This is a genomic window from Pseudomonas sp. GCEP-101 (assembly GCF_025133575.1).
In the GTDB taxonomy this organism is placed as follows: domain Bacteria; phylum Pseudomonadota; class Gammaproteobacteria; order Pseudomonadales; family Pseudomonadaceae; genus Pseudomonas; species Pseudomonas nitroreducens_B.
This window is the reverse complement of record NZ_CP104011.1, coordinates 4,765,673-4,787,229: the sequence shown is the minus strand read 5'-3', so window position 1 is coordinate 4,787,229 and position 21,557 is coordinate 4,765,673. Positions and strand designations below refer to the sequence as shown.

The following is a 21,557-nucleotide window of genomic DNA, read 5'->3' as shown; positions in this document are numbered from 1 at the left end:
TAATTTTTAATTATTTGACGTTCTATCTGGCGATTCAGGATACTCGTCGATGTTAGCGCTAACAACACAAACTGTCCGCAAGATTCCAGCCACTCGCACGAGCGAGCGCTCGTGACAGTCCCGCAGATAAAAGGCGCCCCGGCAAAAGACCCGGGGCGGACCAGGGCAAGAAGGAGTGGCTATGCAATCGCAACATCGGGGGACGCTCGGCCGTCCGCACTTCACGGGTCGGCGCAGCGCGCTGGCCCTGGGCATCGCCAGCGTGATCGGCGCCCTCGCCTGCAGCGTGCAGGCCGCCGAATCCAGCGGCGGCGACACCCCATCGGCCGAGGCGGCACCGACGCTCAAGGCCGTGACCGTGACCGCCACCCGCCGCGAGGAATCGCTGCAGAAGGTCCCCGTGGCCGTTTCCGTGCTCTATGGCGAGCAACTGGAACGCGACAACCGCAACAACGTATCGAGCATCGTCCAGCAGGTGCCGACGCTGAACTTCCGCACCGGTGCCTCGAACAAGGACACCTCGCTGTTCGTCCGTGGCGTGGGCACCATCTCCACCTCCCCCGGCGTCGAGCCGAGCGTGTCGACGGTGATCGATGGCGTGGTGCTCGGCCGTGCCGGCCAGGCCACCCTGGACCTGCTCGACGTCGAGCGCATCGAAGTGCTACGCGGCCCGCAGGGCACGCTGTTCGGCAAGAACGCCTCGGCCGGCGTGCTCAACGTGGTCACCCGCGAGGTGCCGGACGACACCACCGGCTACATCGATTATTCGCATTTTGGCGGCGGCAACGAGAACCGCACCCGCTTCGGCATTGGCGGCACGCTGATCCCCGGCAAGCTCAAGGCCAGCGTCACCACCCTGGTGGGCAGCTACGACGGCAACGTCGACAACGTCTACAACGGCCACGAGGTGAACGGCTACAACCGCGCCGGCGCCCGCACCAAGTTCGAGATCACCCCCAACGACGACCTCAAGGTCACCCTGATCGCCGACTACATGCAGGGCAACGACGACAGCCCCAGCGGCGTCATCACCAGCACCACCAGCCCGGCCTTCGCCAACGCGCTGCGGCCGGTGACGCCGGACAGCGACAACCGCAAGATCAACAGCGACTACCGCACCCACGTCGACGACACCAACAAGGGCCTGTCGGCGCAGCTGGACTGGAACCTGGGCGACTACACCCTGACCTCCATCAGCGCCTGGCGCGGCTGGGATAACACCCAGTGGCAGGATGGCGACCGCCTGTCCCAGGTCACGGCGAGCATCCCCAGCTCCCACGACAAGGGCGAGCTGAACTACGACCAGTACTCCCAGGAGCTGCGCCTGGCCTCGCCCAAGGGCGAGTTCCTCGAATACGTCGGCGGCGTCTACTACATGCACGCCGTGGACGACGAGACCTACCGCCGCGTCGTGACCTCCACCACCGCGCAGAATACCGGCGTGGCCGACTACGGCACGCGCAGCGACACCTATGCGGTGTTCGGCGAGAGCACGCTGAACTTCACCGACGATTTCCGCGGTATCGCCGGCCTGCGCTACACCCACGACGAGCTGGAATATGACCACCGCCGCCGCTCCACCTCGTCCACCGCGGTGACCGGCATCCAGCCCTCCACCTCCAGCTCCGGCTCCACCGACGAAGACGGCTGGTCCGGCCGCCTGGGCCTGCAGTACGACCTCAGCGAGCAGCTGACCAGCTACCTCACCTACTCGCGCGGCTACAAAGGCCCGGCCTACAACGTGTTCTTCAACATGCAGCCGCGCGACACCGAGGCGCTCAAGCCGGAGACGTCCAACTCCTGGGAAGCGGGCCTCAAGGCCACCGCGCTGGATAACCGCCTGACCGCCAACCTCGCGGTGTTCCACACCGTGTACGACAACTACCAGGCGAACTTCTACGACACCGTCGCCGGCCAGGTGGTGACCCGCCTGATCAACGCGGGCAAGGTGAAGACCGAGGGCGCCGAGCTGGACTTCAGCTACCAGGCCACCCGCCAGCTCAAGCTCTCCGGCGCCCTCGCCTACACCAAGGCCCGCATCGACAGCTTCGCCTGCCCCGCGGGCGCGGCGGCGGCGTGCAACGTCAACGGCAAGCCGCTGCCCTTCTCGCCGGACTGGAAGAGCTACGTGCGCGCCGACTACGGCATCCCGCTGGACAACGGCCTGGATGTGGAGCTGGGCACCGACTACAGCTGGCAGGACAAGGTGCAGTACGACCTCAGCCAGAACCCCGACACCATCCAGGGCGCCTACGGCCTATGGGGCGCCAGTGTCGCGCTGGCCGACTACAACGAAGGCTGGCGCGTGGCGGTGGTGGGCAAGAACCTCACCGACAAGTCCTATTCGCCCCTGCTGGCCAGCGGCGGCAGCTACATCTACCGCATGGTGCCGCGCGACGACGGACGCTACTTCGGCGTCGAGCTGCGCAAGGACTTCTGATCGCTTGAAGCAAACGGCGCCGGCTCGCCCCGGCGCCGCCGACAAGAACGGCACGCCGCCTTGCGTCCCTCCCGACGGACACACAGGAACACCGACATGACACGCACCCTTTCCCTTGGCGCCTTCCTCATGGCCACCGGGCACCACGTTTCGGCGTGGCGCCACCCGGACGTGCCGGCCGACGGCGGGCTCGACTTCCGCCTCTACAAGCGCCTGGCGCAGGTGGCCGAAGCGGCGAAGTTCGACGCCGTCTTCGTCGCCGACAGCGTGGCCGCGCCCACCGCCGAGATCGCCAGCCGCATGGCGCGCTCCGACCACTTCGAGCCGTTGACCCTGCTCGCGGCCCTGGCGGCGGTGACCGAGCGCATCGGCCTGATCGGCACCGTGACCACCAGCTACAACGAGCCCTACCACGTGGCGCGCAAGTTCGCGTCCCTCGATCATCTTTCCGCCGGCCGCGCCGGCTGGAACCTGGTGACCTCCGACGCCGCCGCCGAGGCGCTGAACTTCAACCGCCAGGAGCACTTCGGCCACGCCGAGCGCTACGCCCGCGCGCGGGAATTCCACGAGGTGGTCACCGGCCTGTGGGACAGCTGGGAAGACGACGCCTTCACCCGCGACAAGGCCAGCGGCCAGTACTACGACCCGGCCAAGCTGCATGTGCTCAACCACGAGGGCGAACACTTCCGCGTGCAGGGCCCGCTGAACGTGGCGCGCACGCCCCAGGGCCGGCCGGTGATCGTCCAGGCGGGCAGTTCCGAGACCGGCCGCGAGCTGGCCGCGCAGACCGCCGACGTGGTGTTCACCGCGCAGACGTCCCTGGCTGCCGCCCGCGACTTCTACAACGACCTGAAAGGCCGCCTGCCGCGCTTCGGGCGCGGCCCGGACGAGCTGCGCATCATGCCCGGCGTGTTCGTGGTGGTGGGCCAGAGCCAGGCCGAGGCGCAGGAGAAGTTCGAGCAATTCCAGGAGCTGGTGGAGCCGCAGGTGGGCGTCGCGCTGCTGTCGCGCATGCTCGGCAACTTCGACCTCTCCGCCTACCCGCTGGATGGCCCCCTGCCCGAGCTGCCGCTCACCGACAGCGGGCAGCGCAGCCGCCAGTTGCTGCTCACCGAACTGGCCGGGCGGGAGAACCTGACCCTCGCCCAACTCGGCCGACGCATCGCCGGTGGACGCGGGCACCACAGCCTGATCGGCACGCCGACGCAGATCGCCGACGAATTGCAGGCCTGGTTCGAAGGCGGCGCCGCCGACGGCTTCAACGTGCTGGTGCCGCACCTGCCCGGCGGCCTGGAAGACGTGGCCAACCACGTCGTGCCCGAGCTGCAGCGCCGCGGGCTGTTCCGCCGCGAGTACAGCGGCAGCACCCTGCGCGAGCACCTCGGGCTCAAACGCCCGGCCAACCGCTACACGATCTGACGATTCACCGGCCGCCCTCTCTGCGGCCCGCTTTCCAAGGAGTTTGCATGACCTACCTCGCCCACCCCGACCGCTACCAGCGCGTACCCTACCGCCGCGTCGGCCGCAGCGGGCTGGTGCTGCCCGCCCTCTCCCTGGGCCTGTGGCACAACTTCGGCGACAGCGTGCCGCTGGACCGCCAGCGCGCCCTGCTGCGCACCGCCTTCGACCTGGGCATCAACCACTTCGACCTGGCCAACAACTACGGCCCGCCCTACGGCAGCGCCGAGATCAACTTCGGCCGCCTGCTGCGCGAGGACTTCGCCGCCTACCGCGATGAGCTGATCATCTCCACCAAGGCCGGCTGGGACATGTGGCCCGGCCCCTACGGCCAGGGCGGCAGCTCGCGCAAGTACCTGCTCGCCAGCCTCGACCAGAGCCTGAAACGCCTGGGCCTGGACTACGTGGACATCTTCTACTCGCACCGCTTCGACCCCGACACGCCGCTGGAAGAAACCGCCGGCGCGCTGGCCAGCGCCGTGCAGCAGGGCAAGGCCTTGTACGTGGGGATCTCGTCCTACTCCGCCGGCAAGACCGCCGAACTCGCGGCGCTGCTGACGCAATGGAAGGTGCCGCTGCTGATCCACCAGCCAGCCTACAACCTGTTCAACCGCTGGGTGGAAAAGGACCTGCTGGCCACCACCGACGAGCTGGGCGCCGGCGTCATCGCCTTCACGCCGCTGGCCCAGGGGCTGCTCACCGACCGTTACCTCAATGGCGTGCCGGCCGACGCGCGGGTCAACCAGCCGGGCGGCGCCTCGCTGCGCCCGGAGCATCTGTCCGAGGACAACCTGCGCCGCGCCCGCGCGCTCAACGAGATCGCCCAGCGTCGCGGCCAGAGCCTGGCGCAACTGGCGCTGGCCTGGGTGCTGCGCGATGCGCGGGTGACCTCCGCGCTGATCGGCGCCAGCCGGCCGGAGCAGATCATCGAGAACGTCGCGGCGCTGGACAACCTCGCGTTCAGCGCCGATGAGCTGGCGGAGATCGATCGCCACGCGGTGGAAGGCGGCATCAACCTCTGGGAAAAACCCTCCCACGACTGGAAGGACTGAGCCGGTGAGATTGTTCAATCGACTGCTTGCGGCAATGCTGCTCATCGTGGCCGGCGCCGCCCACGCGCAGGACCCGGCGCAACTGCGCATCGGCTACCAGAAGGCCTCGGTCAGCCTGGTGCTGGCCAAGGAGCACGGGCTGCTGGAAAAACGCTTCCCGCAAACGCAGGTCCAGTGGATCGAATTTCCCGCGGGGCCGCAGATGCTCGAAGCGTTGAACGTCGGCAGCCTGGACATCGGCTCCACCGGCGACATCCCGCCGATCTTCGCCCAGGCCGCCGGCGCCGACCTGCTCTACGTCGGCGTGGAGCCACCCAAGCCGCAGGCGGAAACCGTGGTGGTGCCCACGGACAGCCCGATCCGCAGCGTCGCCGACCTCAAGGGCAAGCGCGTGGCCTTCCAGAAGGGCTCCAGCTCGCACAACCTGCTGCTGCGCCTGTTGCAGAAGGAAGGGCTGACCCTCAAGGACATCCTGCCACTCTACCTGACGCCGGCCGACGCCCGCGCCGCCTTCGAAAGCGGCCGGGTGGACGCCTGGGCGATCTGGGACCCGTGGTATTCCGCGTTGCTGCTGGACGGCCATGCGCGTTTGCTGGCGGATGGCTCGGCGGTCGGCCTCAGCGGGCCGTTCTATCTGTCCAGCCGCGAATACGCCGGCGCCCATCCAGCGTTCATCCACCAGGTGCTGGGCACGCTCAACGAGGCCGAAGCCCTGACCCGCAGCGACCAAGCCGGCAGCGTGGCGATCATGGCGCGCGTCACCGGGCTGGCGCCGGCAGTGATCGAGGAAACCTTCAAGCACCGCCCCGCGTCGCCCATCCAGCCGGTGAGCGACGCCGACATCGCCGCGCAGCAGCGCACCGCCGACCTGTTCCTCGCCGAGCGAATCCTGCCGCGCGCCGTGGATATCGGCGCGGCACGCTGGAAGCCCTGAACCAAGGGCAAGAGTCACGTAGGAGCGACTGTCTTTCCCTGGAAATTTCGTGCTGTGCTTACCCCCTCACCCCAGCCCTCTCCCTCAGGGAGAGGGGGCAGATCGTGCCGTCTGTCGCTGTGGTTTCATCCTGCACCGAACGCGACCCGCTCCCTTCGGAGCGGAGCGCATAGCCGGGGTCAGGGAGAAGGCAGCCCTTGCGCAGGTCATTGTAGGAGCGGGCCATGCCCGCGATCCGTGAGCAGGGCTCACGGCTCCGTCGCCCCGGCTTGCGCGGACTTCGTCCGCGGATCGCGGGCATGGCCCGCTCCTACAGGGTTCGATGCAAACGGTTATTCAACCATGAATTTATATTTCTTCCGGTTATGAGCTAGACCAATTCATTCCTTCTCCGCGCCACCGCCTCGCTGCCACACTCGGCGTCGCCGGTGGGCCATCCCCGCCGCTCTGGAACGGGCCTTTGACACCCTCGAAGGCCCGCACTCGATCATCACGGGAACCCGTCGCACGAACGGGGCCCGAAAAGGAGCTGGATGTTCATGAAGAAACTCACTGCCGTTACCGCCCTCGCCCTGGCCGTCCTGTCCGGCCTGGCCCACGCCGACCGCCTGGAGGACATCAAGAAAGCCGGCGTGCTGCGCGTCGCCGCGTTCGACAGCAACCCGCCGTTCGGCTTCGTCGATGCCAAGAGCAAGCAGATCGAAGGCCTCGACGTGGATTACGCCAAGGCCCTGGCCGACAAGCTGGGCGTCAAGCTGCAGGTCCTGCCGACCAACCCGGCCAACCGCATCCCGCTGCTGACCGCGAACAAGGTCGACCTGGTGCTGGCCAACTTCACCATCACCCCCGAACGCGCCCAGCAGGTGGATTTCAGCATCCCCTACTTCTCTTCCGGGCAGCAGTTCATCGTGCGCAAGGGCAGCCTCAAGTCGCCCGACGACCTGAACAAGTGGCGCGTCGGCGTGGACAAGGGCACCGTCAACGAAGGCGTGCTGCGCGAGAAATTCCCCGGCGCCAAGGTCGTCGCCTACGACGACACGCCGTTCGCCTTCACCGCCCTGCGCAACGGCCAGGTCCAGGCCATCACCCAGGACGGCCCGAAGCTGATCGGCCTGCTGGCCAACGTGCCGGACAGGGACAAGTACGAAGTCCCGCCCTTCACCATCTCCAACGACCTGATCGGCGTCGGCATTCCCAAGGGCGAGAAGGCCCTGGGCGAGTTCGTCAACCAGAGCCTCACGGAGCTGGAGGCCAGCGGCAAGGCCCAGGCCATCTACGACACCTGGTTCGGCCCGACCACCAAGACGCCCCTGGCGCGCCTGTACAAGATCGGCGACAAGAGCTGACCTTCGCCGCGCGCTGTGTTCTACCGCAGGCCCCACGCTCGTGGGGCGTTGCCGTTCCTACCCTTGATGGATTCCCACGATGTTCGGCGAACTGCTCGCCCCGACCTACCTGAGCTGGCTGCTCGACGGCTTTTTGCTCACCCTCGGTATTTCCCTGTTCTGCTGCGTGGTCGCCACGCTGCTCGGCGCGCCGCTGGCCATCGCCCGGCAGGCGGCGTCGCGCTGGCTGTCGTGGCCGGCGCGGGCCTATCTCGCGCTGTTTCGCAACACGCCGCTGCTGGTGCAGCTGTTCTTCTGGTACTTCGGCGTGCCGGCGCTGCTGCCCGAGGACCTCGTTGCCTGGTTGAACACACCCCATGAGCTGGGTGCCCTGGCGTGGCCGTCCTTCGAATTCATCGCCGCCGCCTGGGGCCTGACGCTCTACACCAGTGCCTTCATCGCCGAGGAATTTCGCGCCGGCATCGCCTCGGTCCGCCCGGCGCAACGTGAGGCCGGCATGGCGCTGGGCCTGCGCCCGCTCCAGGTGTGGCGCTGGGTGATCCTGCCGCAGGCGCTGCGGACGGCGCTGCCGCCGCTGATGGGGCAATACATGAACGCGCTGAAGAACTCCTCGCTGGCCATGGCGATCGGGCTGGCCGAGCTGTCCTACGCCTCGCGCCAGGTGGAAACGCAGACCTTCAAGACCTTCCAGGCCTTCGGCATCGCCACCCTGCTCTACATCGGCGCCATCGCGCTGATCGAGGCGCTGGGCGAGGCGCTGCAACAGACGCGCCGCTACCGCCAGGGAGCCTGACATGGACTTCACCGTCATCCACGACAACCTGTCCTACTTTCTCGTCGGCGCCTACCCGGACGGCCCGCTGGGCGGCGCCGCGCTGACCGTCATCCTGGCCCTGGCCTCCGGCATCGCCTCGGCGGTCATCGGCCTGGCGCTGGGCATCGCCCTGTCGGTATTGCGCGGCAGGCCGCGCCTCGTGCTCGTGGCCTTCCTCGGTTTCTTCCGCGCCATCCCGGTGCTGATGCTGATCTTCTGGACCTACTTCCTGCTGCCCATCGTCTTCCAGATCGACGTGCCGGCGCTGGCCACGGTCGTCTGCGCGCTGTCGCTGATCGGCGGCGCCTACCTCGCGCACTCGGTGCATGCCGGCATCGACAGCCTGCCCAAGGGCCAGTGGGACGCCGCCCGCGCCCTGGGCCTGCGCCCCTGGCAGGTGCTGACCCTGGTGATCCTGCCGCAGGCGCTGCCGATCATGCTGCCGTCCTTCCTCAACCAGTGGGTATCGCTGATCAAGGACACCTCCCTGGCCTACGTGATCGGCGTCGGCGAGCTGTCCTTCGTCGCCACCCAGGTGAGCAACCGGGTGATGGTCTACCCCACGGAAGTCTTCCTGTTCGTCGCGCTGCTCTATTTCCTGCTGTGCTCGACGCTGGACCTGGCGGCGGCACTGCTGGCGAGGCTGCGCCCGGCGTATCGCAAGGCCGGGTGAGCGTCACGCCCGCCGTGGCGATGCCGTGCCCACGCTTTCGGCACCGGCCGCGCGGCCATGGCTAGACTAGCCAGCAGACCGGCTTGAGGGGAGCGACACGGGTGGCGGGATTTCCATGGATTCGCTGATCACGGCGGCGGCCAGCGCGCTGGCGGCGGGCGACCCGTTCGCGGCGCTGAACCGCGTGGCGCTGCGCGAGGACCCGCCCGCGCTGGCCCTGCGCGGCATCGCCATGGCCCAGCTGGGCGACTTCTCCCGTGCGCGCGCCCTGTTGCGCCGTGCCGCCCGCGGCTTCGGCAACCACGAGCCCGTCGAGCGCGCGCGTTGTCGGGTCGCCGAAGCCGAAGTGGCGCTGGCCAGCCGCGAGCTGAACTGGCCGACCGCGCCGCTGGAGCAGGCTACGCAGGTGCTGCAGCACTACGGCGATGCCGACAATGCCGCCCACGCGCGCTACCTGCTGATCCGCCGCGCCCTGCTGATCGGCCAGCTCGACGCCGCCAATGCTGCGCTGGCCGCTCTCGAACCGGCAGCGCTGCCGGCGCACCTGCGCGCGGTGCATTGGCTCATCGTTGCCGGCATCGCCGTCCGCCGGCTACAGGCAACCCAGGCGCGGGCGGCGCTGGGCCAGGCCGCCGACGCGGCTGCTGCATCCGGCATTGCCGCCCTGCGCGCGGAGGTCGACCAGGCCGCGCAGCTGCTTGCCGCCCCGGCCGCCCGGCGCATCGATCGGCAGGCCACGCTCCTGCTGTCGTTGGACCAGGTGGAAGCCCTGCTGCACAGCGACGCGCTGGTGATCGATGCCTGTCGCCACCGCGTCGGCCACCTGTCGCTGGCCAGCCGCCCGCTGCTCTTCGCCCTCGCTCGCGCGCTGGGTGAAGCCTGGCCGGACGATGTGGTCCGCACGGACCTGATCAACCGGGTGTTCCGCACCCGTCACCCGGACGATACCCACCGCGCCCGCCTGCGCGTGGAAATCGGCCGGCTGCGGCGTCTGTTGCAACCCTTGGCGGGCATCGAGTCGACACCGCGGGGGTATCGGCTGGTCGCCGCCAATCCGCTGGTCCTTGCGCCACCGCGGGAGGACGCCAACGCTGATGTGCTGGCGCTGCTCAGCGATGGCCAGGCCTGGGCCAGCTCCGCCCTGGCGTTGGCCCTGGGTACCAGTCAGCGCAGCGTGCAGCGCGCCCTCGAAGCGCTCGCCAGCGCCGGCCAGGTGCAGCCGCTGGGCCAGGGGCGCACGCGGCGCTGGACGCTGCCGCCGGCACCGGGATTCGCGACGACCTTGTTACTCCCCGCGCCCTTCGGTGTCTGAATAGGCTGAAGGCTCCCACCCACCACGTGCAGGGCTACACCATGACCACCCACTACAAGCAATCCCCGGCGCAAGTGTTGCAGGAGTACGGCCCGTTCCCCGGCGTCAGCACCGTCCATGGCCTGACCTTCGATGGCCGGCGCGTCTGGTTCGCCGTCGGCGAGCGGCTGCAGAGCCTCGATCCGCAGGACGGCAGGCTGGAGCGCGCCATCGAGGTGCCCGCCCACGCCGGCACCGCCTTCGACGGCACGCACCTGTACCAGATCGCCGAACGCCGCATCCAGAAGATCGACCCGGCCAGCGGGCAGGTGCTCTCCACCATCCCCGCGCCCGGCAACGGTGGCGATTCCGGCATGGCCTGGGCGGAAGGCTCGCTCTGGGTCGGCGAATACCGTGCGCGGAAGATTCATCAGATCGACCCGGAAACCGGCGAAGTCCTGCGTACGATTGATTCAAATCGTTTCGTCACCGGCGTGACCTGGGTCGACGGCCAACTCTGGCACGGCACCTGGGACCCGGAATCGACCTACAGCGAGCTACGCCGCGTCGACCCGCAGTCCGGCGCGGTGCTCGAGCAATTGGACATGCCCGAGGGCATGCACGTCTCCGGCCTGGAAGCCGACGGCGGCGAGCGTTTCTACTGCGGCGGCGGCACCAGCGGCAAGGTGCGCGCGGTGAAACGGCCGCGCTGATCGCAACGATCTGGGCTAGTGTTGGCACCTCACTGGACATGGCCGCACTGGCCCGGAGATACCCATGGATTGGCTGGAACACCGTATTCCCCCGCCCCTGGTGGCGATCGTCAGCGGCGTGCTGATGTGGCTGGCGGTGCGTCCCATCGCGCCACTGGGCGGACGCCTGTGGTTGGCACTGCTGGTCGTGCTGGCGGGCGCTGCGGTGTGCCTGGCGGGTGTGGCCTCGTTCCGCCGCGCGCGCACCACGGTCAACCCGCTGAAACCGGAAAGCGCCTCGGCGCTGGTGATCAGCGGCATCTACCGGCACACCCGCAACCCGATGTACCTGGGCTTCGCCATCATCCTGCTCGGCTGGTGCGTTCTTCTCGGCTCGGCGTGGGCGGTGCTCGGTGTCGCGGGCTTCGTGCTATACATCGGACGCTTCCAGATCCGCCCGGAAGAACGGGCGCTGCGCGAGCTGTTCGGCGCCGAGTTCGATGCCTTCTGCAGCCGGGTGCGCCGCTGGGTCTGAGACGGCGCCGCTGAGGCATTGGCAGATCGCCATTGCCTTCCGGCCGCCAGGAGTGAGATATTTGCAAATGCTAAAGATTCTCACTACAGAAACTCTCAAGGCTCACCGTGTCCCCTTCGCTCTTGCTGGTGGAAGACGATTCCCGTCTTCGCCTGGACCTCGAACGTCATTTCTGTCAGCGCGGTTTTGCTGTCACCACCTGCGCCAACGGTGACCAGGGCCTGGTGGCCGTCCACCAGAACGACTTCGACCTGGTCCTGCTGGACATCCTCCTGCCCGGCATCGATGGCCTGGCGCTGCTGGATACCCTGCGCCGCGCGCGCACCACGCCGGTGATGCTGATGTCCGCCCTTGGCGCGGAACAGGACCGCATCACCGGCTTCACCCGAGGGGCCGACGACTACCTGCCCAAGCCGTTCAGCCTGGCGGAGCTGGATGCGCGCATCGATGCGCTGCTGCGCCGGGTAAGCCTGGATCGCGCCCGCGAAAAACCGCGGCCCCGCGGTTCGCTGCACTTCGACGATGAGCTGCAGGATGTTTCCCACAACGGTGAACAGGCAGGCCTGACGCATTCCGAATACCGCCTGCTGGCCACACTGAACGCCCATGCCGGGGAGGCGCTGAGCAAGAGCTACCTCTACCAGAGCGTGCTGCACCGCACCTATACCCGGCTGGATCGCGGGCTGGACGTGCACGTCTGCAACCTGCGCCGCAAGCTGGCAAGCATCGGTGCGCAGCAGGTGCAGATCCAGGCCGTGCGTGGCCAGGGCTACATCCTGGTGGACGCGGACCGTCACTGATGCGCCGTCATCCCCTGCTGTGGAAGATCGCCGCGCTACAAATCGGTTTCTGCCTGTTGCTCACCTGGCTGATCTGGAGCTGGGGCCTGTCGCTGGAGCGCAGTACGTACTTCCTCGGCCCCGAAGACCGCAGCTACCTGGCGCGTTACGCCGAACAGGCCGAACGGGTCTGGGAGCAACAGGGCACCCAGGGCGTGGAGCGCTTCCGTCGGGAGCTCGCCGCCGCCGAGGACACCTGGGTCGCGGTGATCGACGACCACCTGCGGAGCCTGAGCACCACGCCGCTGACGGCGGAGGAATCCAGCCACCTGACCTTCATGCGCAAGCTGGACTGGCCCATGAGTCGCCGGCTGCAGGACGAGCTGCCCTACGTCAGCATCGAGTTCCCTCGGCATCCCGAGCGCGGGCGGCTGGTCATGCAGTTGCCCGAGCGCCTGCTGCCCGGCGGCCTGACGCCCTGGACGCACCTGTTCAGCCACGGCGTGGTGCCTGCCCTGCTGGCCGCCCTCCTGGGCCTGTTGATCTACCGTCACCTGGTCGTGCCGCTCAACCGCCTGCGCGCACGCGCCGATGCCCTGCGCGCCGACGACCTGGACAGCGAAGGCCCCGGCACGCCGCTGGCCCATCGTCGCGACGAACTGGGCGAACTGGCGCTGGCCTTCGACCACATGGCCGACCGCCTGCGGCATAGCCTGGCGCAGCAACGCCTGCTGCTGCGCACGCTGTCCCACGAATTGCGCACGCCGCTGGCGCGCCTGCGCATCGCCCACGACAGCGACCTGCCGGCAGGGCAGTTGCGCGAGCGGCTGGACCGGGAAATCCAGGACATGCAGCGCCTGCTGGAAGACACCCTCGACCTCGCCTGGCTGGACACCGAACGCCCGCAGCTGGAGCGCGAGCCGGTGCTGGTCCTGTCGGTGTGGGAAGCCTTGCGTGAGGACGCCTGCTTCGAAAGCGGCTGGGAGCCCGGGCGGCTGCCCTGTTCGCTGGGCACCGACTGCGTGGTGCAGGTGCACCTGGACAGCTTCGCCCAGGCCATCGAAAACCTGCTGCGCAACGGCATTCGCCATTCCCCGCGCGGCGGCAGCGTGCGCCTGGATGGCTGGCGCGAGGGCGAATTCTGGCACCTTCGCGTCAGCGACGACGGCCCCGGCGTGGCCGAGCAGGATCTGGAGCGCATCTTCCAGCCCTACCAGCGGCTGCAACCGTCCGAGTCCAGCGGCTTCGGCCTTGGCCTGGCCATTGCCCGGCGCGCCGTGGAGCTGGCGGACGGGCGTTTGTGGGCCGCGAACGGCAGCGGGAACGGCAAGGCCGGCCTTTGCCTGCACCTGCGGCTGCCGGCCGCTGCGGCCCGCCAGGACGTGGCAAGTGTTTAGAAAGTTAATGCGCTTTACTGGCAAATAGCATTAATTATCATTTGGCGATCTTTCAGTTGTCGGAGATCACCGATGCCGTCCCGCCCGATGCACTTCCTGCCGCCCTTCCTGCTGCTCTCCAGCAGCCTGCTGTCCTTCGCCGTGCAGGCCGCCAGCGCCGATTCCGAGCCCGTCGAACTCGACAGCGAGACCATCGTCGCGACCGCCGCAGAGGAAGCCAAGCAGATGCCGGGCGTGTCGATCATCACCGCCGAGGACATCAAGAAGCGTCCGCCGGCCAGCGACCTGTCGCAGATCATCCGCACCATGCCGGGCGTCAACCTGACCGGTAACTCCACCAGCGGCCAGCGCGGCAACAACCGCCAGATCGACATCCGCGGCATGGGCCCGGAGAACACCCTGATCCTGGTGGACGGCAAACCGGTGTCCAGCCGCAATGCCGTGCGCTACGGCTGGCGCGGCGAGCGTGATTCGCGCGGCGACACCAACTGGGTGCCGGCTGACCAGGTGGAGCGCATCGAAGTCCTGCGCGGCCCGGCGGCGGCGCGCTACGGCAACGGCGCAGCAGGCGGCGTGGTGAACATCATCACCAAACAGGCGGGCCAGGAAACCCACGGCGACGTCACCGTCTACAGCAACTTCCCGCAGCACAGCGACGAAGGCGCCACCCAGCGCATGACCTTCGGCCTCAACGGCCCGCTGACCGACAGCCTGAGCTACCGCGTGTACGGCAACGTCGCCAAGACTGACTCGGACGACTGGGACATCAACGCCGGCCATGAATCCAACCGCACCGGCAACCAGGCCGGCACCCTACCCGCCGGCCGCGAAGGCGTACGCAACAAGGACGTCAACGGCCTGCTCAGCTGGCACCTGACGCCGGAGCAGACGCTGGACTTCGAGGCCGGCTTCAGCCGCCAGGGCAACATCTACACCGGCGATACGCAGAACACCAACAGCAACGCCAACGTGAAGTCCATGCTCGGCCACGAGACCAACCGCCTGTACCGCGAGAACTACTCGATCACCCATCGCGGCGAGTGGGACTTCGGCAGCTCCATGGCCTACCTGCAGTACGAGAAGACCCGCAACAGCCGCATCAACGAAGGCCTGGCCGGCGGCACCGAGGGTATCTTCAGCAACACCGATTTCTACACCGCCACCCTGCGCGACCTGACCGCCCACGGCGAGGTGAACCTGCCGCTGCACGCCTGGCGCGACCAGACCCTGACCCTGGGCAGCGAGTGGGTGCAGCAGAAGCTCGACGACCCCAGCGCCAACACCCAGACCACCAGCGAAGGCGGCTCGGTGCCGGGGCTCACCAGCACCAACCGCGACACCACCTCCCAGGCGCAGATCTTCTCGCTGTTCGCCGAAGACAACATCGAGTTGCTGCCCGGCACCATGCTCACCCCGGGCCTGCGCTGGGACCACCACAGCATCGTCGGCGACAATTTCAGCCCGTCGCTGAACCTGTCCCACGCGCTCACCGACAGCGTCACCCTGAAGGCCGGCATCGCCCGCGCCTACAAGGCGCCGAACCTGTACCAGCTCAACCCCGACTACCTGCTCTACAGCCGCGGCCAGGGCTGCTACGGCCAGAGCACCAGCTGCTACCTGCAGGGCAACGAGGACCTCAAGGCGGAAACCAGCGTCAACAAGGAACTGGGCATCGAGTTCCAGAAGGACGGCCTGATCGCCGGCCTGACCTACTTCCGCAATGATTACAAGAACAAGATCGAGTCGGGCCTGTCGCCCATCGACCAGGCCAGCGGCGGCACCGGCAGCTATGCCAACGCCGCGATCTACCAGTGGGAAAACGTGCCCAAGGCGCTGGTCGAGGGCCTGGAAGGCACCCTGACCATCCCGCTGCTGGAGCAGCTGAAGTGGAGCAACAACTTCACCTACATGCTGCAGTCGAAGAACAAGGAAACCGGCGACGTGCTCTCGGTGACACCCAAGTACACCCTGAACTCCATGCTCGACTGGCAGGCCACCGATGCGCTGTCGCTGCAGGCCAGTGTCGCCTGGTACGGCAAGCAGACGCCGAAGAAATACGACTACCACGGCGACCGCGTCACCGGCAGCGCCAACAACCAGCTCTCGCCCTACGCCATCGCCGGGCTGAGCGGCACCTATGTGTTCACCAAAAACCTGAGCTTCACCGCCGGCGTGGACAACGTCTTCGACAAGCGCCTGTTCCGCGAGGGCAACGCCCAGGGCGTGAACGGCATCGAGGGCGCCGGCGCCGCCACCTACAACGAACCGGGCCGCACGCTGTACACCAGCCTCACCGCGTCGTTCTGACCAGAGAAAGCCTGATGAAATTTCCCCTCCTGGCCCTGGCACTGGCGTTCGCCGTGCCGGAGCTGGCAGCGCACGCCGCGCCTGCCCCCGACCAGACGATGGACACCCACCTGCTGCAACGCCACGACCTGGCCTACCGCTTCAGCGAGCTGAAACTGGACTCCGCCGACGGCCAGCGTCACTACCAGCTGTGGATCGCCCGCCCCACCCGCCCCGCACCCGCCGCCGGCTACCCGCTGGTATGGATGCTCGACGGTAACGCCGCCCTCGGCGCACTGGACGACAAACTGCTGGCCGACCTGAACGACGGCCGCGCCCCGCTGCTGGTCGCCGTCGGCTACCAGACGCCTCTGCGCATCGACCGGGCGAGCCGCACCCGCGACTACACTCCGCCGCGCCCGCAGCTGGCGGAGCAGAAAGACCCGCTCACCGGCGACCCCAGCGGTGGCGCCGATGCCTTCCTCGACCTTATGCGTGACCGGATGCTGCCGGCGGTGGCCGCGCAGGCGCCCATCGACCGTGCGCAACAGACGCTCTGGGGCCATTCCTACGGCGGCCTGCTGACGCTTCACGCGTTGCTCACCCGGCCGCAACAGTTCAGCGTCTACGCTCCGGCCAGCCCTTCACTGTGGTGGGGCGACGGCGCCATCCTCGAGGAACAGGACGGCTTCGCCCAGCGCCTGGCCGGCCACTCTGCACAACTGTTGCTGATGCGCGGCGGCGAGGAACCCTTCCGGCCGCGCGAAGGCATCACTCCCAGCGCCCCCCGCGCCGCCCAGCAACTGGTGGAAAACGTCGGCAAGGTGCCCGGCATGCAGGCGCAGTTCCATGCCTTCGACGGCCTGAGCCATGGGCAGACGCTGGAGGCGTCGCTGAAGTACCTGCTGCGGCTGCGGTTCGTGGAGTAATACGGCAAAAGGCCCCTGCCTGGCGGCGTTGTTCGCGAGCAAGCTCGCTCCTACAACAGCGCGCGGAGTTTCCCTGTAGGAGCGAGCTTGCTCGCGAACCCGCCCAACGCCCCGCGTAGGAGCGCGCTACGCGCACGGTCGCGGGCATGGCCCGCTCCTACAGGCGTGAATCGCCGTCAGACCGATGCGGCAATCTGCTCCCGCAGCCACCGGTGCGCCGGGTCGCGGTGGGAGCGTTCGTCCCAGAGCATCGACATCTCGTACCCCGGCACCTCCACCGGCGCCTCCACCACGCGCAGCGCCGGGTTATCCCGCACCAGCCGCGCCGGCACCATGGCCACCAGGTCGCTGCTGGCCAGGGCGGAGATGACGAAGAGGAAATGCGGCACCGACAGCGCCACCCGCCGGCTCAGGCCGACCGCCGCCAGCGCCTCGTCGGTCACGCCGCTGAAGTACCTGTTGCGGCTGCGGTTCGTGGAGTGATACGGCAAAAGCCCCCTGCCTGGCGGCGTTATTCGCGAGCAAGCTCGCTCCTACAACAGCGCGCGGAGTTTCCCTGTAGGAGCGAGGTTGCTCGCGAACCCGCCCAACGCCCCGCGTAGGAGCGCGCTACGCGCACGGTCGCGGGCATGGCCCGCTCCTACAGGCGTGAATCGCCGTCAGACCGATGCGGCAATCTGCTCCCGCAGCCACCGGTGCGCCGGGTCGCGGTGCGAGCGTTCGTCCCACAGCATCGACATCCCGTACCCCGGCACCTCCACCGGCGCCTCCACCACGCGCAGCGCCGGGTTATCCCGCACCAGCCGCGCCGGCACCATGGCCACCAGGTCGCTGCTGGCCAGGGCGGAGATGACGAAGAGGAAATGCGGCACCGACAACGCCACCCGCCGGCTCAGGCCGACCGCCGCCAGCGCCTCGTCGGTCACGCCGCTGAAGCCGCCGCCATCGGGCGACACCATCACGTGCTCCAGCTGGCAGAACTGCGCCAGGCTCGGCTTGCGCTTGAGCCTGGGGTGGCCGGCGCGGCCGGCCAGCACATAGCGCTCGCTGAACAACGTGCGGCGGCGCATGCCCGGCGGGCTGCCGTCGGTGGTGTGGAACGCCAGGTCGATCTCGCCCTGCTCCGCCTGCCGGGCGATGCGCGGCGGAGACAGCTCCAGCAGGGCCAGGCGGGTGCCCGGCGCGCTGTGGCGAATGGCGTTCAGCGCCGGCAGCAGGATGGTGGACTCGCCATAGTCCGTCGCGGCGACGCGCCAGGTGGTTTGCGCCTGGGCCGGGTCGAACGGCGCGGCGGGCGCCACCGCCTGCTCCAGCGCCTCCAGGGCGAGGCGCAGCGGTTCGCGCAGGGATTCCGCCCGCGCCGTCGGACGCATGCCACGGGGGCCGGGCAGCAGCAGCGGGTCGTCGAAAATGTCGCGCAGCTTGGCCAGGTGCACGCTCACCGATGGCTGCGAGAAATTCAGCCGCTGCGCCGCGCGCGTCACGTTGTGCTCGGACAGCAGCACGTCCAGGGTCACCAGCAGATTGAGGTCGAGCCTGCGAAGATTATTCATCCCTATACCTGAAATACCGGATATTCATTTCCACTATACCGACGGCCATCGCATCCTGCGCGCATCCCCTCTCAACGGAAGCCGCCAGCATGAACGTACTGATCGTCTACGCCCACCCCGAGCCGCGCTCGCTCAACGGCTCACTGAAGGACTTCGCCGTGCGCCGCCTGCAGGCCGCCGGGCATGACGTGCAGGTCTCCGACCTCTACGCGATGAACTGGAAAGCCACGCTGGACGCCGCCGACAGCCTGGACCGCGACCCCGAGGCGCGCTTCGACCCCTCGCTGGACTCCAAGCGCGCCTACGCGGCCGGCCGGCAGAGCAGCGACATCGCCGCCGAGCAGGAAAAGCTGCGCTGGGCCGACACGGTGATCCTGCAGTTCCCGCTGTGGTGGTTCAGCATGCCGGCCATCCTCAAGGGCTGGGTCGAGCGGGTGTACGCCTACGGATTCGCCTATGGTGTCGGCGAGCACTCCGATGCCCGCTGGGGCGACCGCTACGGCGAAGGCTACCTGGCCGGCAAGCGCGCCATGCTGGTGGTCACCGCCGGTGGCTGGGCGTCGCACTACAGCCCGCGCGGCATCAACGGGCCGATCGACGACCTGCTGTTCCCGATCCATCACGGCGTGCTGTTCTACCCGGGCTTCGATGTCCTGCCGCCCTACCTGGTGTACCGCACCAGCCGCGTGGACGCGGAGCGCTACGCGCAGATCGAGCAGGAACTGGGCGCGCGCCTGGACAGCCTGCAGACCACCGCGCCCATCCCCTTCCGTCGGCAGAACGGCGGCGACTACGACATCCCCGCGCTGACCCTGCGCGAGGAGATCGCGCCGGAGGTCAGCGGGTTTGCCGCGCACCTGGCCTGAGCGCCGTTCGCCAGCACGTTCGCTCCTGCCGGGGTGCGAGCGGGACCCTGCGCAGGCGCCCGCCTGCTGGCGAACCGGGGAGGCGGCCATCGCCTGAACCCGCGGGGCGCTTGCAAAGGCCGGGTTTTCCTGCGAAAACGCACGCCCTTGCGGCCCCGCGCCGACCGTTTCCCCGGAGAACGCCATGAGCAGCGAACTGCAGATCGAAGATATCGTCGTCGGCGACGGCAAGGCCGTGGTCAAGGGCGCCCTGATCACCACCCAGTACAGGGGCACCCTGGAGGACGGCACCGTGTTCGATTCGTCCTACGACAAGGGCCGCCCGTTCCAGTGCGTGATCGGCACCGGCCGGGTGATCAAGGGCTGGGACCAGGGGCTGATGGGCATGAAGGTCGGCGGCAAGCGCAAGCTCTTCGTGCCCGCGCACCTGGCCTATGGCGAGCGCCAGGTGGGCGCGCACATCCAGCCCCACTCCAACCTGCTGTTCGAAATCGAACTGCTGGAAGTCCTCACCCGTGACGACTGACTGACGCTCCCCCAGGCTCAGGCGGGAGCCGTTTCGACGGTGCGCCGCATCGCCAGGATCGCCGTCGGCCCCTGGGCCTTGCGGGTGAACCAGAACACCCGGCTCACCCCGCGGGTGATCGCCACGTAGGCCAGGCGCAGCTGTTCATCCTGCTGGGCCTGGTCGTAGCTGCTGGTGAAGAAGCCCGAGGCCGCGTACAGCGCGCTGCGCAGCGGGTGTTTCTCCGGCGGCGCACAGTCATCGACGATGATCGCCACTTCCGCCTGCAAACCCTTGGCGCGGTGGATGGTCATGCCCTTCACCGGCAGTTTGCGGTCCAGCTCGCCGAGGATGCTCTGCAGGGTTTCGTTGCGCCGGCTGAGCACCAGCACGGCGGTTTTCTCCCGCGAACCGCGCGCGGCGACGTGCTCGCACTGCTTGCGGATTTCCTCGAGCAGGATCGGCAGGCTGTTGCGCGCGTCGAAGCGCTGCACCAGCTTCACCCCGTGGTCGCCCGGCTCCGCCGACTTGAAGGCGCGACAGGTCTTGGCCTGCTTGTTGGCCACGCCCACCAGCACCCGCTCGCCGTCGCGGATCACCGGGTCGATGCTGCGGTAGTTGGTTTCCAGCAACAGCACGCGGCTCTTGCGCCGGCCCTTGCTGGGGAAGTGCCGGTCGAAATCCATGAACAGCTCCGGCGAGCTGCCGCGCCAGGCGTAGATCGACTGCCAGTCGTCACCGATGGCCATCAGGCTGACGCTTTCGCCGCGCTTGGCCAGGTCGCGGTGCAGCGCCTGCAGCCATAGCACGATCTGTGGCGAGACATCCTGGAACTCGTCGATCAGCAGATGCTGGAACGGCGCCAGTGCCTGTGCCGGCAGCGCACCGTCGCCGAGCTGGTCGGTGAGGCGCTGGAAGGCCAGGTTGAAGGTCAGCAGGCCCTGCGCCTGCAAGGCGCTGTCGAAGGCTGCCCAGAACAGCTGCAATGCCTCGATGAACTGGCGCTCGCGCGGTGGGCAGGCGAGCCTCGATGGCTGCAGCTGCGCAATGCGCAGGCCGATGCTCTCGATGAAGCCCGACTGCGCATAGAACGCCTCGAACAGCGGCAGCGCCACGAACTCGCCCGGCAGCTTGAAGGCGTCCAGCGGCGCCTTGCCGATGCGCGGTGGCTTGCCGTCCTCGCCGGCTTCGGGCGGTGGCGGCAGCTCCAGCAGCTGGTGCACCAGCGTGCGGAACGCCGGCTGTTCGGCGTAGCACTGCTGGTAAACCTGCTTGAGCAGACGCTGCTGGGCCGGGCGCAGGCGCCCGGCAAGCAAGGGGTTGTCCAGCTCATCGGCCGGGGGGCGCTCGTCCAGTTGCTCGAACCAGCGCGGGTTCTTCAGCGCCACCTTGGCCAGGGTGCCCATGGCCGAATGGAAGGTGCGCACGCACTGCCGCGCCTGGGCCGCGTCGAAGGGATGCCCCCAGTAGCCGAGCACCTTCACCAACTGCTCGCGCAGCTGTGCGCAGGAGGCGTTGGTGAAGGAGATCACCGTGACCTTTTCCGCGTCGATGCCCAAGTGGCAGAGCATGTAGACCACCCGCAGCACCAGCGTGGTGGACTTGCCGGAACCGGCGCCGGCAAAGATGCGCGTCAGCGGCTCGGGCGCGAGGATCATCGCCCATTGCTCGTCGGACGGCAGGCTGACTATCCCGTGGGCCGCCGCCTGGGCCACGCGCTGGCGCATGTCCATGGCGTGCTGCTCGTCGGGCGCGGTGGCGCTGCCGTAGATGCCGGCCGCCGCTGCGCGCGGGCGTTTGGGCGCCGGCGCATCGCCGTCCTGTTTGGGCTTGGCGCTGCGCTTGGCCGGCGCCCTGGCCTTGCCTTTCGCCTTGCCGCGGGTGCCAGGCTTGGGCTGCGAGGCTTCGCGCTCGGCGCGCAGGTATTCGGTGGTACGGGGGAAATAACGCGCAAGGGCTTCGGCGACCAGCCGCTTGTAGCGTTCGACAGCAGACTCCATGGGCCCT

At 68.3% G+C, this 21,557-nt stretch carries 18 protein-coding genes and 1 pseudogene; 16 read left to right on the top strand and 3 right to left on the bottom strand.

Annotated elements, in window-relative coordinates:
• The first annotated feature begins 181 nt into the window (after window positions 1-181).
• The 14 genes from N0B71_RS21780 (at window position 182) to N0B71_RS21715 (ending at window position 16,626) form a co-directional block, all read left to right on the top strand.
• Window positions 182-2,440: a TonB-dependent receptor gene (locus N0B71_RS21780; RefSeq protein ID WP_259754853.1), complete on the top strand. Its 2,259-nt coding sequence runs from the start codon at window positions 182-184 to the stop codon at window positions 2,438-2,440.
• Between the two features lie 96 nt (window positions 2,441-2,536).
• Window positions 2,537-3,859: an LLM class flavin-dependent oxidoreductase gene (locus N0B71_RS21775; RefSeq protein ID WP_259754852.1), complete on the top strand. Its 1,323-nt coding sequence runs from the start codon at window positions 2,537-2,539 to the stop codon at window positions 3,857-3,859.
• A gap of 47 nt (window positions 3,860-3,906) precedes the next feature.
• Window positions 3,907-4,950, top strand: coding sequence for an L-glyceraldehyde 3-phosphate reductase (gene mgrA, locus N0B71_RS21770; protein ID WP_259754851.1), 1,044 nt, complete (start codon window positions 3,907-3,909; stop codon window positions 4,948-4,950).
• Window positions 4,951-4,954: 4 nt separating this feature from the next.
• A complete protein-coding gene (locus tag N0B71_RS21765; protein WP_442964625.1) occupies window positions 4,955-5,884 on the top strand; it encodes a sulfonate ABC transporter substrate-binding protein in 930 nt (309 codons plus the stop codon).
• Window positions 5,885-6,423: 539 nt separating this feature from the next.
• Window positions 6,424-7,230: an ABC transporter substrate-binding protein gene (locus tag N0B71_RS21760; protein WP_259754850.1), complete on the top strand. Its 807-nt coding sequence runs from the start codon at window positions 6,424-6,426 to the stop codon at window positions 7,228-7,230.
• 79 nt (window positions 7,231-7,309) lie between these two features.
• A complete protein-coding gene (locus N0B71_RS21755; RefSeq protein ID WP_259754848.1) occupies window positions 7,310-8,023 on the top strand; it encodes an amino acid ABC transporter permease in 714 nt (237 codons plus the stop codon).
• Window position 8,024: 1 nt separating this feature from the next.
• Window positions 8,025-8,717 (top strand): amino acid ABC transporter permease, encoded by a 693-nt coding sequence (locus N0B71_RS21750; protein WP_259754847.1) that lies wholly within the window; start codon window positions 8,025-8,027, stop codon window positions 8,715-8,717.
• Between the two features lie 115 nt (window positions 8,718-8,832).
• Complete coding sequence (locus tag N0B71_RS21745; RefSeq protein WP_259754845.1) at window positions 8,833-10,029, top strand: helix-turn-helix domain-containing protein; 1,197 nt, start codon at window positions 8,833-8,835, stop codon at window positions 10,027-10,029.
• Window positions 10,030-10,070: 41 nt separating this feature from the next.
• The gene (locus N0B71_RS21740; protein ID WP_259754844.1) at window positions 10,071-10,721 is read left to right on the top strand and encodes a Vgb family protein; all 651 of its coding nucleotides are present in this window, start codon (window positions 10,071-10,073) and stop codon (window positions 10,719-10,721) included.
• 64 nt (window positions 10,722-10,785) lie between these two features.
• On the top strand, window positions 10,786-11,235 hold the full coding sequence (locus N0B71_RS21735; RefSeq protein WP_259754843.1) for a methyltransferase family protein: 450 nt from the start codon (window positions 10,786-10,788) through the stop codon (window positions 11,233-11,235).
• A 107-nt stretch (window positions 11,236-11,342) separates the two neighbouring features.
• On the top strand, window positions 11,343-12,035 hold the full coding sequence (locus N0B71_RS21730; RefSeq protein ID WP_259754842.1) for a response regulator transcription factor: 693 nt from the start codon (window positions 11,343-11,345) through the stop codon (window positions 12,033-12,035).
• Window positions 12,035-13,411 (top strand): HAMP domain-containing sensor histidine kinase, encoded by a 1,377-nt coding sequence (locus tag N0B71_RS21725; RefSeq protein WP_259754841.1) that lies wholly within the window; start codon window positions 12,035-12,037, stop codon window positions 13,409-13,411. Before N0B71_RS21730 ends, N0B71_RS21725 begins: the two co-directional genes overlap by 1 nt.
• Before the next feature lie 87 nt (window positions 13,412-13,498).
• A complete protein-coding gene (locus tag N0B71_RS21720) occupies window positions 13,499-15,718 on the top strand; it encodes a TonB-dependent siderophore receptor (protein WP_442964690.1) in 2,220 nt (739 codons plus the stop codon).
• A 14-nt stretch (window positions 15,719-15,732) separates the two neighbouring features.
• Entirely contained in the window at window positions 15,733-16,626 is an 894-nt protein-coding gene (locus tag N0B71_RS21715; protein ID WP_259754839.1) for an alpha/beta hydrolase, read from the top strand.
• A gap of 176 nt (window positions 16,627-16,802) precedes the next feature.
• On the opposite strand, the pseudogene N0B71_RS21710 reads toward N0B71_RS21715, so the two are convergent.
• Window positions 16,803-17,078, bottom strand: a pseudogene (locus N0B71_RS21710) (LysR substrate-binding domain-containing protein); the annotation flags it as partial.
• A 207-nt stretch (window positions 17,079-17,285) separates the two neighbouring features.
• Window positions 17,286-18,179 carry a LysR family transcriptional regulator gene (locus N0B71_RS21705; RefSeq protein ID WP_259754838.1) on the bottom strand — a complete coding sequence of 298 codons (894 nt, stop codon included), beginning with the start codon at window positions 18,177-18,179 and terminating at the stop codon, window positions 17,286-17,288.
• An 89-nt stretch (window positions 18,180-18,268) separates the two neighbouring features.
• On the opposite strand from N0B71_RS21705, the gene N0B71_RS21700 reads away from it, so the two are divergent.
• Together N0B71_RS21700 and N0B71_RS21695 are read left to right on the top strand one after the other, a co-directional pair.
• Window positions 18,269-19,045 carry an NAD(P)H-dependent oxidoreductase gene (locus tag N0B71_RS21700; RefSeq protein WP_259754837.1) on the top strand — a complete coding sequence of 259 codons (777 nt, stop codon included), beginning with the start codon at window positions 18,269-18,271 and terminating at the stop codon, window positions 19,043-19,045.
• A 184-nt stretch (window positions 19,046-19,229) separates the two neighbouring features.
• Window positions 19,230-19,571, top strand: coding sequence for an FKBP-type peptidyl-prolyl cis-trans isomerase (locus N0B71_RS21695; protein WP_259754836.1), 342 nt, complete (start codon window positions 19,230-19,232; stop codon window positions 19,569-19,571).
• 17 nt (window positions 19,572-19,588) lie between these two features.
• Here the strand turns inward: N0B71_RS21695 and N0B71_RS21690 are convergent, their stop codons facing one another.
• Window positions 19,589-21,550, bottom strand: coding sequence for a DEAD/DEAH box helicase (locus tag N0B71_RS21690; RefSeq protein WP_259754835.1), 1,962 nt, complete (start codon window positions 21,548-21,550; stop codon window positions 19,589-19,591).
• Window positions 21,551-21,557 lie beyond the last annotated feature (7 nt).

Coding starts and splice junctions, on each gene's coding strand:
- N0B71_RS21740 (WP_259754844.1), top strand. CDS start 10,071: ATGACCACCCACTACAAGCAATCCCCGGCGCAAGTGTTGCAGGAGTAC.
- mgrA (WP_259754851.1), top strand. CDS start 3,907: ATGACCTACCTCGCCCACCCCGACCGCTACCAGCGCGTACCCTACCGC.
- N0B71_RS21725 (WP_259754841.1), top strand. CDS start 12,035: ATGCGCCGTCATCCCCTGCTGTGGAAGATCGCCGCGCTACAAATCGGT.
- N0B71_RS21750 (WP_259754847.1), top strand. CDS start 8,025: ATGGACTTCACCGTCATCCACGACAACCTGTCCTACTTTCTCGTCGGC.
- N0B71_RS21755 (WP_259754848.1), top strand. CDS start 7,310: ATGTTCGGCGAACTGCTCGCCCCGACCTACCTGAGCTGGCTGCTCGAC.
- N0B71_RS21695 (WP_259754836.1), top strand. CDS start 19,230: ATGAGCAGCGAACTGCAGATCGAAGATATCGTCGTCGGCGACGGCAAG.
- N0B71_RS21715 (WP_259754839.1), top strand. CDS start 15,733: ATGAAATTTCCCCTCCTGGCCCTGGCACTGGCGTTCGCCGTGCCGGAG.
- N0B71_RS21745 (WP_259754845.1), top strand. CDS start 8,833: ATGGATTCGCTGATCACGGCGGCGGCCAGCGCGCTGGCGGCGGGCGAC.
- N0B71_RS21780 (WP_259754853.1), top strand. CDS start 182: ATGCAATCGCAACATCGGGGGACGCTCGGCCGTCCGCACTTCACGGGT.
- N0B71_RS21775 (WP_259754852.1), top strand. CDS start 2,537: ATGACACGCACCCTTTCCCTTGGCGCCTTCCTCATGGCCACCGGGCAC.
- N0B71_RS21760 (WP_259754850.1), top strand. CDS start 6,424: ATGAAGAAACTCACTGCCGTTACCGCCCTCGCCCTGGCCGTCCTGTCC.
- N0B71_RS21690 (WP_259754835.1), bottom strand. CDS start 21,550: ATGGAGTCTGCTGTCGAACGCTACAAGCGGCTGGTCGCCGAAGCCCTT.
- N0B71_RS21700 (WP_259754837.1), top strand. CDS start 18,269: ATGAACGTACTGATCGTCTACGCCCACCCCGAGCCGCGCTCGCTCAAC.
- N0B71_RS21720 (WP_442964690.1), top strand. CDS start 13,499: ATGCACTTCCTGCCGCCCTTCCTGCTGCTCTCCAGCAGCCTGCTGTCC.
- N0B71_RS21705 (WP_259754838.1), bottom strand. CDS start 18,179: ATGAATAATCTTCGCAGGCTCGACCTCAATCTGCTGGTGACCCTGGAC.
- N0B71_RS21735 (WP_259754843.1), top strand. CDS start 10,786: ATGGATTGGCTGGAACACCGTATTCCCCCGCCCCTGGTGGCGATCGTC.